We start from the raw sequence: 14,375 nt of genomic DNA, 5'->3' as shown, positions 1-14,375 counted from the left end.
GCCATCCACCAATTCGGCGGCACCATCCAACGCGCCGCGCGTCCGGCCAATATCCACCTGAAGACGGGTAAGGGCGGCAGCCGGTTCGTCAAAGCCAGTCGTAGGAACGCGCGCTACAAGCGCTCGGTCACAATGCCCTCGTACACGAACACCATCGCTGCTCGTCCGTGGCTTGGTGTCAGTCGCGAGGATGAGAAGGAGTTGCTGGATATCGCCCAGGATCACGTGAGCGGCGCCTTCGAGTGATCATCGCGCAGGAGGCGCTGTGTACGCCTCCATGCTGGGGCCGCCACACTCGGACGTCATCGGCGGCTGCTTGGTGTCTGACACGCCTCTGAAGGCCACGTCGGTGCCTGCATCCGCGCAACAAGATCACTGCACGCGGATCGTCCATCTCTGTTAGACGTTTCTTGCAGGATGCGGTCCCAGTGCGTGAGACGGCACTGCGGGAAAACTGGCGACATGAACCAATCTGTCGCTGCCCGGGAAAGTTGGAAACCAGTTTCAAAGACAGCGTGTTCTGACGCGGGAAAACTGGCGGCATGAACCAGCCCGCCGCCACCCTGCAGATCTTCAAAGCCGGCACGCACGTTGCCGAAGACGGCCGCACGCTGACCTTCAGCGAAGCGGATGTGCAGCAGATCGCCGATAGCTACGATCCGGCACTGCATGAAGCACCCATCGTGGTGGGCCATCCCAAGACCGACGATCCGGCCTATGGCTGGGGCAAAACCCTTCAGGCCAAGGACGGCCTCCTGATGGCCGAACCGCATCAGGTCGATCCTGCGTTCGCGGAGCTGGCCAACAACGGTCGCTTCAAGAAGATCAGCGCTTCGATCTTCATGCCCGATTCGCCGGGCAACCCGACGCCGGGCAAGTACTACCTGCGCCACATCGGCTTCCTGGGCGCGCAGCCGCCGGCAGTGAAAGGGCTCAAGTCGGCCTCGTTCGCTGAGGGCGACGATGCCGCCTGCTTTGCCATGTCGCTGGCCCCGCTGGGCTGGACGCTGACGGATCTGTTCCGCCGCTTCCGCGACTGGCTGATCGACACCCAAGGCCTTGAGACGGCCGACCAGGTCATTCCCGACTGGCAGATCCGTGGGATCGAGAGCAGCACACGCGATGACGACGGAGCGCGCAACTCGGCCCTCTTTGCGTCGCCATTGCTCACCCAGTTCCCGCGCAGCGCCATCGGCGCGCCTGCGCTCATCCCGGCAACGCCTCCTACTCGTGAACAGGTCAAATCGGAGATCGACCCCATGTCCCAGCAGAACAACCCCGAGCACGCCCAGCGCCAGCAGCAGCTCGACCAGCAGGCTTCCACCCTGGACGCTCGCGAGAAGGCCCTCGCTGCCCGTGAGCAGGCGGCCCGACGCGAAGACGCGGTGGCGTTCGCCGAAGGCCTGGTGAAGGAAGGCAAGCTGCTGCCCCGTCAGCAGCCGGCGGTGGTGGAGCTGCTGCTGGCCCAGCCCAATGGCAAGGAACCGCTGAACTTCGCCGAGGGCGAAACGACGGTGTCCAAGCCAGCTGAGTCGGTCCTGCGCGAGCTGCTGACCAGCCTGCCCAAGGCAGTGGACTTCGGCGAGAAGTCCGGTGGCGACGCACCCAACGCAGCGGCGAACTTCGCCGCGCCCCCGGGCACGCATGTCGATGCTGGCCGCGCGGATCTGTTCAACCAGGCCAAGGCCTATCAGCAGCAGCACCCCGGCACGTCCTGGGCGGCTGCAGTCGCCGCGGTCGGCGGCTGACCTTCCAATCCAGGAGCCCACCATGTCCCAGAACATCGCTCTGCTCACGCTGTCCGTGCTGGCCGCGGCAGCCCTTACCCACAACCGCTTCGTCTCGCCGACCGGTGGAGTCGCCGCTGCCGGCGGCAACGCTTGCGGGGTTGCGCGCTCGGATGCCGCCGTCGGGCAGTTGGCTCCGGTCGACGTCCTGGGCACCACGCAAGTGACCGCAGGTGGCGCAATCGCTGCCGGCGCCGCCCTCCAGGTGGGTGCCGATGGCAAGGCCATCACCGCCGACGCCGGCAAGGTCGTTGCCCGTGCGGCGCCTGGCGCCACGGCCACCGCCGATGGCGATGTCCTCGAAGTGATCCTCATCCCGAACTGACCGGCTAGCGCCGCAGGAGATTTACATGTCTGGACAAATGACCCCCGGCCAGGTTCGTGTCGTTGACCCGATCCTTTCCGAACACGCCCGTGGCTACCGCCAGGCGCAGCTCGTCGCCACCGCGCTGTTCCCCTTCGCCGACGTCGCCGCCTATGGCGGCCAGGTGATCGAGTTCGGCAAGGAGTCCTTCAAGATCTACAACGCCAAGCGTGCCCCCGGTGCCAATACCAAGCGCATCCGCTTCGGCTATGAGGGCAAGCCGTACGCCATCGTCCCGAGCGCACTGGAAGCGCCGGTACCGCGTGAACATATGCGAGATGCAAGCCAGGTGCCGGGGATCAACCTGAGCACCCGGGCCGTGAACATCGTGCTGCGCTCGCTGCTGCTGGAGTACGAGGTGGACAGCGCCAAGATCGCCACCAATGCAGCCAACTACGACAACGACCACAAAGTCGCGCTGGCTGGCAACAACGTGTGGTCCAACGCTGCTTCGAATCCTGCGCAGGACGTCGAAACCGGCAAGGAAGCTGTGCGTGACAGCATCGGTCTGTATCCCAACACCATGCTGTTGTCTGCCAAGGCGTTCAAGCAGCTCAAGCAGCATCCAAAGCTGATTGATCGCTCGGCCAGCACCGGCATTCGCAAGGTCACCTTGGATCTGCTCAAGCAGGTTTTCGAGATCGACAACATCGTCGTCGGCGGCGGTGTGGTGGCCGATGACAATGGCGCATTCGGTGATGTCTGGGGTACTTCGGCTGTTCTGGCCTACGTCAGCCCTGGCGCTGACGTGAACGCCAACGTCGAGGAGCCCAGCTACGGCTATGGCTATCGCATCGAAGGCATGCCCCTGGTCGAAGTTCCCTACTGGGACAACAGCGCCAAGAGTTGGATCTACGGGGTCAGCAACGATGCCACCCCGGTCCTGGCAGGCATGGCCGCCGGCTATCTGATCAGCGGCGCAGGCAACTGATGACCGGCGCCGGCAAAGGATAGTCGGCGCAGTTGCCGCCTTACCCGTACAACCCAGCGAGCGGCAGCAGCAGGCGAACGCGGGCCTGTCCGTGCAAAGCACAGGAGAACCATGCGTGACAGTCGGAGAGCACGGCACCACACCTATTCGGAGATATCGTCGTGGCCAAGCCCCGCACTGCGCCGCCCAGCGCACCCAAGACCGTCCAGGACGACCAGCCGGCCGACGTGCCAGTCGTCACGGAAGACAAGACTGCCGACGCACCGCCGGCGACGGACGGCTTGGTGCCGGAGCAAGGCCACAGTGAGCTGGAGACCGCCACGTCGGCGGCCTCCGCAGGCGATGGTGCTGCCGTCGACCCGTTGCAGGCTGACCATCCGGCAGCGGACCAGGACGCCGCCATCGACGCGGGTGCTCCGTCGCCGGAAGCCGACACCACCATTGGGGTTGCCGCTGGTGGGGACGATTCGCCCGATGCACTGGTTTCTGATGGTCTCTGGCTGTCTGCATGCTTTGAAGTACTCAGCCCGTTCAAGCACGAGGGCGTGGTCGTCAAGCCGCCGGCTTGGATAGAGATGACCTGGGAAGAGGCTCAGGCCTACCAGGACGCGGGCGTACTCGGTGACGAACCTGCAGACCCGGAAGAGTTGGAGTAACTGGCCGCCATGTCCTACTGCACGCTCGCACTGCTGTCGGCGGCCAAGCTCGCCCAGGAACTGGCGCAGGTGGCCACGCCGGAGCGCTATCCGGTTGTGGACGATGCGCTGATGGATGCCACGCTGCTCGGCAGCGATCGCAGCGCATTCGACCCGGCCGACGTGGCGATCGCCGATGAGGCGGCCGCGCACGTGCAGAGCGCCCTGGACGATGCCGATGGCGTGATCAACGGCTACCTGGTCATGCGCAAGCCCAAGCCCTATCCGGTACCGCTGCCGGCGCCGGTACCGGGCATCGTGTCCACCTGGGCCCGGTGGATTGCGCGCTACCTGCTGCACAAGGACCGGGTCAACACCGAGGAACGTACCGATCCGGTGGTACGCGATTACAAGGAAGCGCTGCGCTTTCTGGAGTTGGTGCGCGACGGCAAGTTCAGCCTTGGCGCCGATGACCCGCTGCCTGCGCCCAGCGGCGGTGCACCGGAGGTCTGTGCACCACCGCGAGAGTTCAGCCATCGAACCCTGCAGGACTACGGCCGGTGAGCACCCAGCCCTTCGACACTGGCCTGGTGCGCGATCGCATCCGACAGGGCGTCAGCGAGAAGGAGCTGCGCCAGGTGCAGGGCAGCGCCGACTACGCCGCCGTTACAGCGCTGCGCGACTTCCCCGCGCCGTGCTGCTACGTGCTGCTGGCCCGGGAGATGCCGCTGGAGACCAAAACCGGCGTTTCGATCCCCGGCCAGCAGTCGCGCCTGGCGCAGTTGGTCGAAGTGAACTTCGCGGTGGTGACCGTCTGCCGCAACTACCGCGAGCAGCGTGGGGCGCAGGTGATCGATGAGCTGCGCCTGCTGCTGGGCAAGGTTCGTCAGCCGCTGCTGGGCTGGACACCGCCCATTCCTGGTGGCCGTGCCTGCCAGCTCATCGAGGGCAACCTCGAGGACTACGACGCTGCCACCGCCCTGTGGGTCGACGTATGGAAGACCCAAGCCGTTCTTCAACCCGAGATTCCGCGATGACTACCCAGACCACTCAGAAGCACACGATCAAGAAGGCGGGCCTGACGCTTGCGAGCAAGCCCATTGCGGAAGGCGAAACGGTGGAGCTTCCTGCCGACCTGGTGCCCTGGGCGGTTGAGCGCGGCTTCATCGACGCTCCCGACGCCGATTCTTCCCCCAATCCGTCGCGCAAGGCCAACGGCCAGGCGACTGCTGCCATCGCCCAGGAGGCGAAGTAAGCCATGTCCGATACCGAGTATTTCTCCCTGCAGGGTCGTGTGTACCTGGGCCTGCGCAATGCCGACGGCAGCCGCGCACCGGCGCGTTGGGCGTATGACGCCAGCGTCCTCGAGCTGACCATGTCCAGCACTCGTGAAACCAAGAAGGAAAGCTGGTCCGGTGTGCGCGGTGTCGGCGCTACCATGACCACCGAGCGCAACCTCGGCGTCAATCTGACCCTGGGCCAGCTCAACACCGATCACCTGGCGCTGGCCACGGACGGCACCCGCATGGAGCTGGCTGCCGGCTCAGCAGTCAACGAGGCCATTGGTACGGTCAAGCCGGGCGATGTGGTCGCGCTGGAGTATGCGGCGATCAGTGCACTGGTTCTGGAGGGCGGCACCCCAGCCGCGCCGTTGGTGCTGGACACCGACTACACCGTCAACCTGACCACCGGCATCGTCACCTTCCTCACCGACAAGACGGCAGTGGTGGCCAAGGCCTACGAGTACGCTGCGCACAGCCTGGTGAAGGTCTTCGAAAGCACCAAGTCCGAGTACTACGTGCTCTTCGACGGCGTCAACAGTGTTGATGGCACCACCATGCGCTTCCGCGGCGAGGTGCACCGCGTCACCTTCCCGGCCTCTGAGACGCTGTCGCTGATCAACGACACCTTCGGTGAGATTGCGCTCACCGGCGAGGCCAAGATTGACCCGGTGCGACAGGCCGATCCGCGCTTCGGCCTGTACGCCCGTGCCCTGCTGGTGGATGCAGCCTGATGGCCAAGGTGATCGGCAATGTCGGTCAGCAGTCCCCCGGATCCGGCACTACGGATCCGGGGGCCATAGCCGGTGAGCTGGACGTGCTGGCCGGCCAGCAGCAGGGGCAGCTCGGCGGAAAGACCATCACAGTGCGCGAGTACGGCTTCTTTGAGGCCGCTCGCATCCTGCAGACCGCCGCACCACTGGTTGGGGACCTGCAGCCGCTGTTCGAGGGCGCCGATCCGCCTTCCATGCTGCAGGTGATGGATGCACTTATGTCCCACCCGGATCTGATCCGGCATCTACTGGCATGCTCGATCGCAGCGCCGCCGGCTGATGCCAAGGATCACGCAGCCGAGGTGCGGGAGCAGGAAGCGTGGCTGGAGACGCTCAACGAAACCGATGGCGAGCAGATGCTGCTCTTGTGGTGGCAGGCCAATAGCAGTTTTTTTCTCCGCCGCCTGCTCCGAAACGCCGTCAGTCAAAAGGCACTCCCGTCGGTTACGGACGCGTTTTCACCGACCTGATCAACGCTGGCTACGGCCGCAGCTTTGGCGATATCGGTCGCATGACCAAGCGCCAGATATCCCTCGCCTGGGAGCACGTCCAGGCTCAGCAGCGGCGGGCGCGACGGGAGCGCATTACCGACGCCAACGCTGCGTATGCCGGCGGTAATTCGATGACCACCTTGCTGAAGGATCTGAAATAACAATGGCCTCCTCGCGCAACCTCGAACTGGCGATGCGTATCGCCCTGGACATCGAGCAGGTGCGCCAGGCGCTGCCAGTGGTCCAGAAAGGCCTGACTTCGGTCAAGGGCGCCGGCCAGGATGCCGGCGCCAGCCTGGGCGACGTCACGAAAGAGGCGAAGAAGGCCGCTGATGCCTTGGATAGGGCTGCCCGCAGTAGTGCCGCCTCGGGCAGCCAAATGGAGGATGCTGGCCAGAAGGCGGCCGCCGGCGCAGCGGGCATGGCAACGGCAGGAGAATCAGCCAAGGCCATGTCGGCGGATGTGGCCACCGCCGCAGATCGTGTCCGAACGTCCGGCGCGGCAGTGCAGAAAACAGTGGCCGATGAGATCCGTCTGATCTCCGAGCTCGATGCACGTCTGGAGCGCGGCGCGGCGAGCATGTCCGATCTGGCCGACACCGAGGCGATGCTTGATCGGGTGATGGCGCGCGGCCTGATCACCACCGAGGATTACAACAGCGCGCTCAAGGCGCTGGATAAGCAGGAAGCGGGCTTGGCTCGGTCGGAGCAACAGCGTCAGCGCGCTGTTGAGGGCGCCCTGGGCCGCTATGACAGTGCATCAGTAAAGCTGCAGAAGCTGGAGCGGGACGAGCAGGAGCTCAAGGCGGCGGTGGATGCCGGCCGCATCAGCCGCGAACAGTACAACCGCGCCCTGGCGGGCATCAACGTCCAGCGCAACGCCGTCAAGGTTGCCGAAGCGACCAGCCGCAGCCTGGGCGCCGGGGCGATCTCGGCCGGCCAGTACCAGATGGCCATGCGCCAGCTGCCGGCGCAGATCACCGATATCACCACCAGCATCGTCAGCGGCATGCCGATCTGGATGGTGGCCATCCAGCAGGGCGGCCAGCTGAAGGATTCCTTCGGCGGTGTCGTGCCCGCCGCGCGCGCGCTCACCAGTGCGCTCAATCCCGCGGTGGTCGTCCTAGGCGGTGTGGCTGCCGGGCTGGGTGTTGTTGGCTTCGCCGCGCTGCAGGGATACAAGCAGCTGCGAGCCTTCGACGCTGCTGTGATCTCGACAGGCCATTCACTTGGCGTGTCCAGTGGTCAGCTCTATGCCCAGGCGAATGCTGTCGGTGCGGTCACTGGCGAATACTCCGATGCAACGGCAGCTGCGCAGCAACTTGCGGCCAGCGGGAAGCTGACCGCCAACACCCTGTCTACAGCGATCAGCGTCGCAGTCAACCTGGCCAAATTGACGGGCGAGTCGATTGAGGGCACCACCGCCAAGGTGGTCGAGGTCTCCAAGGCGCCTTCGGCCACGCTGGCCAAGCTCAACGAGCAGTACCACTTCCTCACCGCAGCGGTGTACGAACAGGTTCGGGCGCTGGAGGATCAGGGCAAGGCGACCGACGCCGCCAAGACAGCGCTGGAGGCCATCGCCAATGTCAGCGACCAGCGTGTCAGAGAAATGGAGTCGCGGGCCGGATATCTGGAGCAGGCGTGGGATGGCGTTGCTCGTACGCTTAAGCGCGTCTGGCAAGGACTGAAGGACATCGGTCGCACCGACTCCGAAGCGATGCTCCGGGCAGAAACTGCGGCGATGCGTGGTACGACCGAGCAACTGCAGCAGGCGTTGAAGAACGGTAATGCCCCAGCCATCGGCTACTACTACGACCAGCAGATCAAGCAGATCGACCGGCTCCGCAAGGCGCGGGCCGCCTACGATCGTGACGTCAATGCCGCCGAGAGCGCCGGCCAGGCCCAGCGGGTCCAAGATGCCGGCGTCGAAGCCGCCAAGGCGATCGCTTCAGGTCTCGAAGAGGGTGCCAGCAAGGCCGAGAAGCTGAAGAAGGCAACCGAAGAGGTTGCCAAGCAGTTCCGCGAGTTGCGCAAGGCCAATCCAGGAAGCGACCTCCTCAAGGGTGTCAGCTTCGGCGACGATGGCAGCGTCAGCGGCGGCGCCTATGACAAGCGGGTCGCCCAGCTGCAGGAGAAGTTCAAAGAGCGCACTCGAAAGACGCCCAAGACCGAGAGCCAGAAAGATGAGGCCGCGGCACAGCGGGAGCTGGAGCGGCTCAAGCAGCAGATCGATCTGGTCGGAACGCTGGATGAGACCCGCAAGAAGGCGACCGAAACGGCCCGCATCCAGGCGGCCATTGCCGAGGGCAATTTCCAGAACGCTTCGGCGAAGACCAAGCAGGAGCTGCTGGACGAAGCCAAGAAGCTGGATCTGGCCAACCTCAGGGTCGAAGCCGACCGCAAGATGCTGGACATCCGTGATCGCATTGCGGCCTTGCAAGGACGTGGTCCCAATGCAGAGTTGGCCAAGACCACGCGCGAGCTGACGAAGCTGAAGGAAGAGCTGGAGGCGGCGGGCCGAGCAGCGGATGCCGCCGACATTTCCAAACTGATGGATCTGAGCAAGGCCAGCACTGACCTCAAGAATCTGCAGGAGACCTACGACAGGGTAATGGGAGGCATTGCACTGGCCCAGCAGCGGATTCAGCTGGAGCTGCAGGCGGGCCTGATCACTCAGGCGGGCGCGCAGCAGCGTGTGGTCGACCTCTACCGCCAGCAGTCTGGTGCTCTCCAGGCGCTTGTCCCCCAAATGCAGGCCGCCGCAGAGAAGCTGAAGGATCCGGCCGCACTGGCAAACGTGGAGCAGATCAAGCTCAAGCTGCAGGAGATGGCGGCCACCACAAACCTGCTCCAACAGTCCATCCGTAACACGCTGGAAGGATCGTTCACGAACCTGTTCACCTCGCTGATCATGCAAACCGATTCGCTGTCCGAGTCGGTGCGAAACTTCTTCCTCAGCATCGCCCAAGGCATTGCAGAATTCGCGGCCGCGCAGCTGGCACAGGCCGCGACCATGAAGTTGATGGGGCTCTTCGCCGGCGACAAGGGGAACAGCGGTGGTGACGGCGCGCAGGACATGGCCAAGGCTGCGGCAGCTACTGCGGCGGCGGGCGCGATCGTCAGTGTGGGTGCCTCCAAACTGGAGACCTCGGCCACCACCCTTGGTTCGTCCAGCGTGGGACTAATTGTCGGCGCGCAGGCGATTTCCCAGGCGGCTCGTCAGATGCAGGCAGCTGCAGCAGCAATGGCCGTTTCCAGCGCGGCCGGCTACTCCAGCGGCGGCTTCACCGGACCGGGTGACAAGTACCAACTGGCGGGCTTTGTTCACGCCGGTGAGTTCGTCCACCGACAGGAGGTGGTGCGCCAGCCCGGTGCGCTGGCATTCCTGTCGGCCTTCAACCAGGTCGGTATGGCGGCAATCGATCGTTGGCGTGGCTATGCCGACGGAGGGCATGTGGCAGCGATGCCCACGCTGCAGCGGTCCCCCGTGTTCACCAGCGCAGCTTCGGCGCCGCCGAGCACTGCTGCGCAGTTGGGCCTGCGCGTGATCAACCAGGTTTCGCCGGACCTGCTCGACCAGTACCTGGACGATCCAGGCAGCGACACCACCGTCATCAACAAGATCAGCCGCAACTCTGCGGCGATCCGCCAAGTATTGGGACTCTGAACATGGCCTGGGTAACTGACACCGCAGCCAACATCACCGACCTCATGGCCCGTTTGCGGGACTTTCTGACTACCAACGCCGCCCTGGTGGCAGCGAACCAGCAGTGGCAGGTGGTGGGCGGCGTGGCCAGCGGCCCGATCGCTGCCAGCGATTTCGTGTCGCTGAAGGGTCGAGGGCTTGCCGGTGAGGATGAGATCTATCTATCTCTGCAGGCTTGGGTCGTACCGGCCAGCAACTACTACAACATTCGTATGCGTGGCCACACCGCGTACAACCCGGATCTTCCAGGTATCGTCACCCAGCCGGGGGCCAACTCCAACTATGCGTCGATCCTTGGCGTCAACTCGCCGATCAAGTATTGGTTCATCGCCAATGGCCGTTGCTTCAAAGTGATTACCCGCATCAACGGCCGGTACGACGCTTTGTACTGCGGATTCATTCTGCCCGAGCATCTTCCGGGAGACTGGAGCTATCCGCTGTTCATTGGCGGCTCGTTCTTGGGCAGCAACGGTGTGGCGTCGCTGGATACCTACGAACACTCCAATTTCTGGAATGCGGTCGCGGACGGGCAGAGCAACACCGCATTGAGCCAAGGTTATCTCTTCACGCCAGTGCAGGCTTGGCTACCAGTTCGCAATGGATACACCACCACGTACGTAGCCACGGGTCGCATCACCATGCCCTGGAACCCATATGTGGGCAATCAGAATGTCCGCAGTTGCCTCGATGGCCAGCGTTGGCTACAGCGCGGTCAGCTTATGGCGGTCGGCTGGACCTCGGGCAGCGTTGATCGCGGCTCGCGCGTCACCGAGGTGCCGGAAGGCGGACAGTTTTACGGCAGCTTTGACGGAGTCTTCTACACGCCGGCCTTCGGTGCCACGGCTGAGCAGATCGCCACAGTGAACGGCGTTGACCACCTGCTAGTCCCCAATGTCTATCGAACAGGCGATGGGCAGTACGCCGCATTTGCCCTGGAGTAAGAGATGGCCTACGCCGAATTCACGAACGTCCCCAACGTACAGACTCTGATCGACCTGGTGGTTCAGTTCGCGCAGGCGAATGGCTGGACCGTCGAGCGTAACAATCTGGTCGGTGCCAATCGCACCGCCACGCTCCGCATCCCTGGCGTCTCCGACTACGTCCATCTTTTCAACACCGACCAGTTGAGCCTGAAATCTCGTATCTCGATTGGCTATGACGGGAACGCAACACCGTCCGCACAGCCATTGGTCTCACCGCGCGACATCTCCACGTATGAGCTGGCTGGGCCATTCCCACGTTTGAAGCTGTTCGCCAACGGCAACGCGATCCACGTCGCTATCGCACAGGCCGTTGCCGGCGAGTACCGCCACCACACCTTCGGCGTTCTTGAGAAGGCCGGTGCGTACACAGGCGGTACGTATGTCGACGGAACCTACTGGGCGCGAACGGGTATCTACAGCGGAATGGTGAGCCAGAGCGGGAACAACGTTGTCCTGTTCGGCAATAACACCAGCACCACGGGGTGTGGGCACGTGCGTGCGGACTCGGCTGAGGATGGTCGCATCAACAGCTATAGCCAGATCTGCAACTACTTCAACGGAACGCTGGGCACCGAGGGGCAAGCTGGAAGCGGCGTCGGATCAATCTACCAGTCGACCACCAGCTCCAGTTACGACAGCATGTGGCTGGGATATGCCCTTGGTGGGTGCGACGAGAATGTTTTCTCTGGCCGTAGCGTCTTCCATCCTATCCAGCTGAGCATTCGTCGCCCCGGTACCGGCGTGTATTTGTCGCCGATCGGGCGAGTTCCTGGACTTCGTGCCTGCTACCTGGAGAAGCTCGAACCTGAAATGGAAGTGACGATCGGCGATGACACTTGGGTCGTTTTCCCGTGGGTGCGCAAGTTGGCCATGAGCAACGCGACCAACGCGCCGCCGGCCAGCGGCAACTATGGCTGGGCAGTGAAGAAATCCTGATGGCCATTTTTCTCGCCACGCAGAGCAGCACAGGGCCCAACTGGCGCAGTGGCAATCTGGCGATACCGCGCACCCGCATTCCTCTCCAGTTTCGCGGCGCAGCTGCACGGCTGGGTTTCTACACCGGGTCGACCAAAGAATCGACCATCGAGGAACCCGAACAGCGATCCAGCGGCCCTCAGCAGCGCACATCGTTCGACGACTGGTACTACCGGATCCATGTTCTGCCGCTGCGGATTGACCTGGGCAACCTGGTCACCAACCAGGTGCGCTACGTCCAGGTCTGGAACGCGTACCTTCAGCAGCAGACCCTGGCCTCGGTGACACTTGAGAACGGCGAAGGCGTTGAGCTGGTAGGCCCTGCCGCCCCGCCGTTGGCATTCTCGGCCCTGCAGCTGCGTCGTTGGCAGCTGTCGGTCACGACAGAAGGTCCGCCGGTAATCGCGGCGTCGCTGTCCTACGACTTCGTGGCCCTGGGGCGCCGCACCGTCACGATTACCGGCAATCGCATGTCGGCGTGGATGCTGCCGCCGGATTGGGAGCGGCCTGTCACCGAAACGCTGGCCTGGGCGACCGACGTCCAGCAGTCGATCGGCGGCGGCGAAGCCCGATTCCCATTGCGTGGCTCGCCGAGGCGCTCCTGGGAGTTCAGCGTGCTGGCCGACCGGCGCGAGCGCCAGGTGCTCGAACACGCGCTGTTCGACTGGTCGGCGCGTACCTGGGCGCTGCCGGTCTGGAACGACGTGTCGTGGCTGGGTGCGCGCCTGGCGCTGGGTGTGCAGTCCATCCCGGTACAGGCCGCTACGCAGCGCGACTACCGCCCCGGCGGCCTGGCCATGCTTTGGAAGGACGTCACCACCTACGAGCTGGTGGAAGTGGCCGACATTGCCGCCGACAGCCTGCAACTGGCCCGCCCCACGGCCAACGCCTGGGCACCTGGCACACGGGTGCTGCCCTGCAGGACAGCTCGCATTGCCGAGACCCCTAGCCTGGAACGCGTGACCGACCAGGTCATGCGGTCGACCGTGCGCCTGGCTGCGGTGGAGACCTGCGACTGGCCAGCAGCGGCGCCGGCGGCGGTCTATCGCGGTCGACCTGTGCTGGAGCAGCGCCCCGACCTCGACCAGGCGCAGACGGCCGAGTTCGGCCGGCAGCTGGTGGTGATCGATGGCGATATCGGCCCTGTCGCCGTCGATGACATCACCGGCAAGGCATGGCCACTGCAGTCGCACGCCTGGCAAACCTGGGGGCGCACCGAGCAGGCCAATCTGCGCAGCCTGCTGTACTGGTTGCAGGGTCGCGCGGCTGCGCTGTGGGTGCCGTCTTGGGCCGATGACCTGGAGCTGGTCGAGCCAGCCCTGACCACCTCCAGCGGCATCGTGGTGGCTTGGGCAGGCGTGGCCCGCTTCGGGCGCGCCCAGGCAGGTCGTCGTCACCTACGCATCGAGCTGTTCAGTGGCCAGGTGCTGTACCGGCAACTGATTGAGGCCACAGAGCTGGATCCACAGCGGGAGTTCCTGCAGCTGGACGTGCCGCACGGCATCGCCCTGCAGCCGAGTGCCATCCGCTTGATCAGCTGGATGGTGCTGGCCCGCCTCAGTTCCGACACCGTGGAGCTGTCCCATGAAACCGATGGTGAGGGCGTCGCGCGTTGCCGCGTGTCCTTCGCCGGCATTGGCGCTGAGGAGAGCGAACCGTGAGCCTGTTCTCCCGCCATGTTGAGCTGTATGAGTTTGGGCGTGGTTCCCAGCGCTGGCGCTATACGTCCAGCGATCGGGTGGAGATCTACGACTCGCAGTCGTTCAGCCCCGAGGCAATCAAGCGTGGCCGACTTGGCCAGTCTGCCCAGGAGGCCAGGTCCAATCTTGAGGTGACCGTACCGCTGTCCCTCTCGTTGGCGTCAGTGCTGCGGCCATATCCGCCGACCGATCGGATCATCGTTCGGTGGCGGCGGATCCGGAAGAGCGATGGCGCGATCCGGGGCACCTGGAATGGCGTGCTGAGCGACTTCAGCGAGCGACAGAATGATCTGATCCTGACCTGCCAGAGCAATGCCGGCGCCGCCGCGACGAACGGCCTTCGCCGATGCTGGCAGGCGCAGTGCCCGTTTGCGCTGTTCGATGCCGATTGCGGCCTGAATTCGGAGCTGTTCCGAGTCGATGGCGTGTTGTCGGCCGCATCCGCTCAGACGATCACGTCCACTGCCTTCGCGGCGAAGCCGGATGGTTGGTTCGTCGGCGGCTTCATCAAGTGGGTGCAGGGCACGGCCATCGAGTATCGCTTCGTGGTGGGCCATGTTGGCCCGACCCTCACCTTGCTTACCGCAGCGCCGCTCGCTGCGGGCGCACTGGTGTCTGCCTACCCCGGCTGTGGCCACGCCCTGCAGATCTGCCACGAGAAGTTCAACAACGCGCTGAACTACGGCGGCCAGCACACCATCCCGCCGAAGAACCCCTTCGGACCCGATCCCATCTTCTAAAGGAGCCTCC

At 64.3% G+C, this 14,375-nt stretch carries 16 protein-coding genes; all 16 read left to right on the top strand.

The features are described from left to right. The coding region (locus N7590_RS13750; RefSeq protein ID WP_279935637.1) for a phage virion morphogenesis protein at positions 1-246 on the top strand (246 nt) is incomplete at its 5' end. 296 nt (positions 247-542) lie between these two features. After that, entirely contained in the window at positions 543-1,748 is a 1,206-nt protein-coding gene (locus tag N7590_RS13745; RefSeq protein ID WP_057503422.1) for a hypothetical protein, read from the top strand. 22 nt (positions 1,749-1,770) lie between these two features. Continuing rightward, positions 1,771-2,112: a capsid cement protein gene (locus N7590_RS13740; protein ID WP_279935636.1), complete on the top strand. Its 342-nt coding sequence runs from the start codon at positions 1,771-1,773 to the stop codon at positions 2,110-2,112. Between the two features lie 25 nt (positions 2,113-2,137). After that, positions 2,138-3,082, top strand: coding sequence for a hypothetical protein (locus N7590_RS13735; RefSeq protein ID WP_024957619.1), 945 nt, complete (start codon positions 2,138-2,140; stop codon positions 3,080-3,082). 161 nt (positions 3,083-3,243) lie between these two features. After that, positions 3,244-3,738 (top strand): hypothetical protein, encoded by a 495-nt coding sequence (locus tag N7590_RS13730; protein WP_197604348.1) that lies wholly within the window; start codon positions 3,244-3,246, stop codon positions 3,736-3,738. 9 nt (positions 3,739-3,747) lie between these two features. Next, positions 3,748-4,281, top strand: a complete 534-nt coding sequence (locus tag N7590_RS13725) for a DUF1320 domain-containing protein (RefSeq protein WP_049449826.1) — start codon at positions 3,748-3,750, stop codon at positions 4,279-4,281. After that, the gene (locus N7590_RS13720; RefSeq protein ID WP_064968315.1) at positions 4,278-4,754 is read left to right on the top strand and encodes a hypothetical protein; all 477 of its coding nucleotides are present in this window, start codon (positions 4,278-4,280) and stop codon (positions 4,752-4,754) included. Before N7590_RS13725 ends, N7590_RS13720 begins: the two co-directional genes overlap by 4 nt. Next, a complete protein-coding gene (locus N7590_RS13715) occupies positions 4,751-4,972 on the top strand; it encodes a hypothetical protein (RefSeq protein WP_024957623.1) in 222 nt (73 codons plus the stop codon). Before N7590_RS13720 ends, N7590_RS13715 begins: the two co-directional genes overlap by 4 nt. 3 nt (positions 4,973-4,975) lie before the next feature. Continuing rightward, entirely contained in the window at positions 4,976-5,731 is a 756-nt protein-coding gene (locus N7590_RS13710; protein ID WP_279935635.1) for a hypothetical protein, read from the top strand. Further along, a complete protein-coding gene (locus N7590_RS13705) occupies positions 5,731-6,240 on the top strand; it encodes a DUF6631 family protein (protein ID WP_279935634.1) in 510 nt (169 codons plus the stop codon). The genes N7590_RS13710 and N7590_RS13705 overlap by 1 nt, the downstream gene beginning before the upstream one ends. A 41-nt stretch (positions 6,241-6,281) precedes the next feature. Beyond that, positions 6,282-6,422: a hypothetical protein gene (locus tag N7590_RS13700; protein WP_153857040.1), complete on the top strand. Its 141-nt coding sequence runs from the start codon at positions 6,282-6,284 to the stop codon at positions 6,420-6,422. Between the two features lie 2 nt (positions 6,423-6,424). After that, the gene (locus N7590_RS13695) at positions 6,425-9,928 is read left to right on the top strand and encodes a phage tail length tape measure family protein (RefSeq protein ID WP_279935633.1); all 3,504 of its coding nucleotides are present in this window, start codon (positions 6,425-6,427) and stop codon (positions 9,926-9,928) included. 2 nt (positions 9,929-9,930) lie between these two features. Beyond that, complete coding sequence (locus N7590_RS13690) at positions 9,931-10,908, top strand: hypothetical protein (RefSeq protein ID WP_279935631.1); 978 nt, start codon at positions 9,931-9,933, stop codon at positions 10,906-10,908. Positions 10,909-10,911: 3 nt separating this feature from the next. After that, complete coding sequence (locus N7590_RS13685) at positions 10,912-11,886, top strand: hypothetical protein (protein ID WP_279935629.1); 975 nt, start codon at positions 10,912-10,914, stop codon at positions 11,884-11,886. Continuing rightward, on the top strand, positions 11,886-13,586 hold the full coding sequence (locus N7590_RS13680; RefSeq protein ID WP_279935628.1) for a hypothetical protein: 1,701 nt from the start codon (positions 11,886-11,888) through the stop codon (positions 13,584-13,586). The genes N7590_RS13685 and N7590_RS13680 overlap by 1 nt, the downstream gene beginning before the upstream one ends. Beyond that, entirely contained in the window at positions 13,583-14,365 is a 783-nt protein-coding gene (locus N7590_RS13675; RefSeq protein ID WP_279935627.1) for a phage BR0599 family protein, read from the top strand. The genes N7590_RS13680 and N7590_RS13675 overlap by 4 nt, the downstream gene beginning before the upstream one ends. The last annotated feature ends 10 nt before the right edge of the window (positions 14,366-14,375 follow it).

Source organism: Stenotrophomonas sp. GD04024, assembly GCF_029837545.1.
Lineage (GTDB): Bacteria > Pseudomonadota > Gammaproteobacteria > Xanthomonadales > Xanthomonadaceae > Stenotrophomonas > Stenotrophomonas forensis.
Note: the sequence above shows the minus strand (reverse complement) of the source record. Positions and strands in the feature narration are given on the sequence as shown.

Bases quoted from the DNA above. Each gene is read 5' to 3' on its own strand.
- N7590_RS13735 (WP_024957619.1), top strand. From the start codon at position 2,138: ATGTCTGGACAAATGACCCCCGGCCAGGTTCGTGTCGTTGACCCGATC.
- N7590_RS13715 (WP_024957623.1), top strand. From the start codon at position 4,751: ATGACTACCCAGACCACTCAGAAGCACACGATCAAGAAGGCGGGCCTG.
- N7590_RS13740 (WP_279935636.1), top strand. From the start codon at position 1,771: ATGTCCCAGAACATCGCTCTGCTCACGCTGTCCGTGCTGGCCGCGGCA.
- N7590_RS13705 (WP_279935634.1), top strand. From the start codon at position 5,731: ATGGCCAAGGTGATCGGCAATGTCGGTCAGCAGTCCCCCGGATCCGGC.
- N7590_RS13710 (WP_279935635.1), top strand. From the start codon at position 4,976: ATGTCCGATACCGAGTATTTCTCCCTGCAGGGTCGTGTGTACCTGGGC.
- N7590_RS13745 (WP_057503422.1), top strand. From the start codon at position 543: ATGAACCAGCCCGCCGCCACCCTGCAGATCTTCAAAGCCGGCACGCAC.
- N7590_RS13680 (WP_279935628.1), top strand. From the start codon at position 11,886: ATGGCCATTTTTCTCGCCACGCAGAGCAGCACAGGGCCCAACTGGCGC.
- N7590_RS13685 (WP_279935629.1), top strand. From the start codon at position 10,912: ATGGCCTACGCCGAATTCACGAACGTCCCCAACGTACAGACTCTGATC.
- N7590_RS13695 (WP_279935633.1), top strand. From the start codon at position 6,425: ATGGCCTCCTCGCGCAACCTCGAACTGGCGATGCGTATCGCCCTGGAC.
- N7590_RS13690 (WP_279935631.1), top strand. From the start codon at position 9,931: ATGGCCTGGGTAACTGACACCGCAGCCAACATCACCGACCTCATGGCC.
- N7590_RS13725 (WP_049449826.1), top strand. From the start codon at position 3,748: ATGTCCTACTGCACGCTCGCACTGCTGTCGGCGGCCAAGCTCGCCCAG.
- N7590_RS13700 (WP_153857040.1), top strand. From the start codon at position 6,282: ATGACCAAGCGCCAGATATCCCTCGCCTGGGAGCACGTCCAGGCTCAG.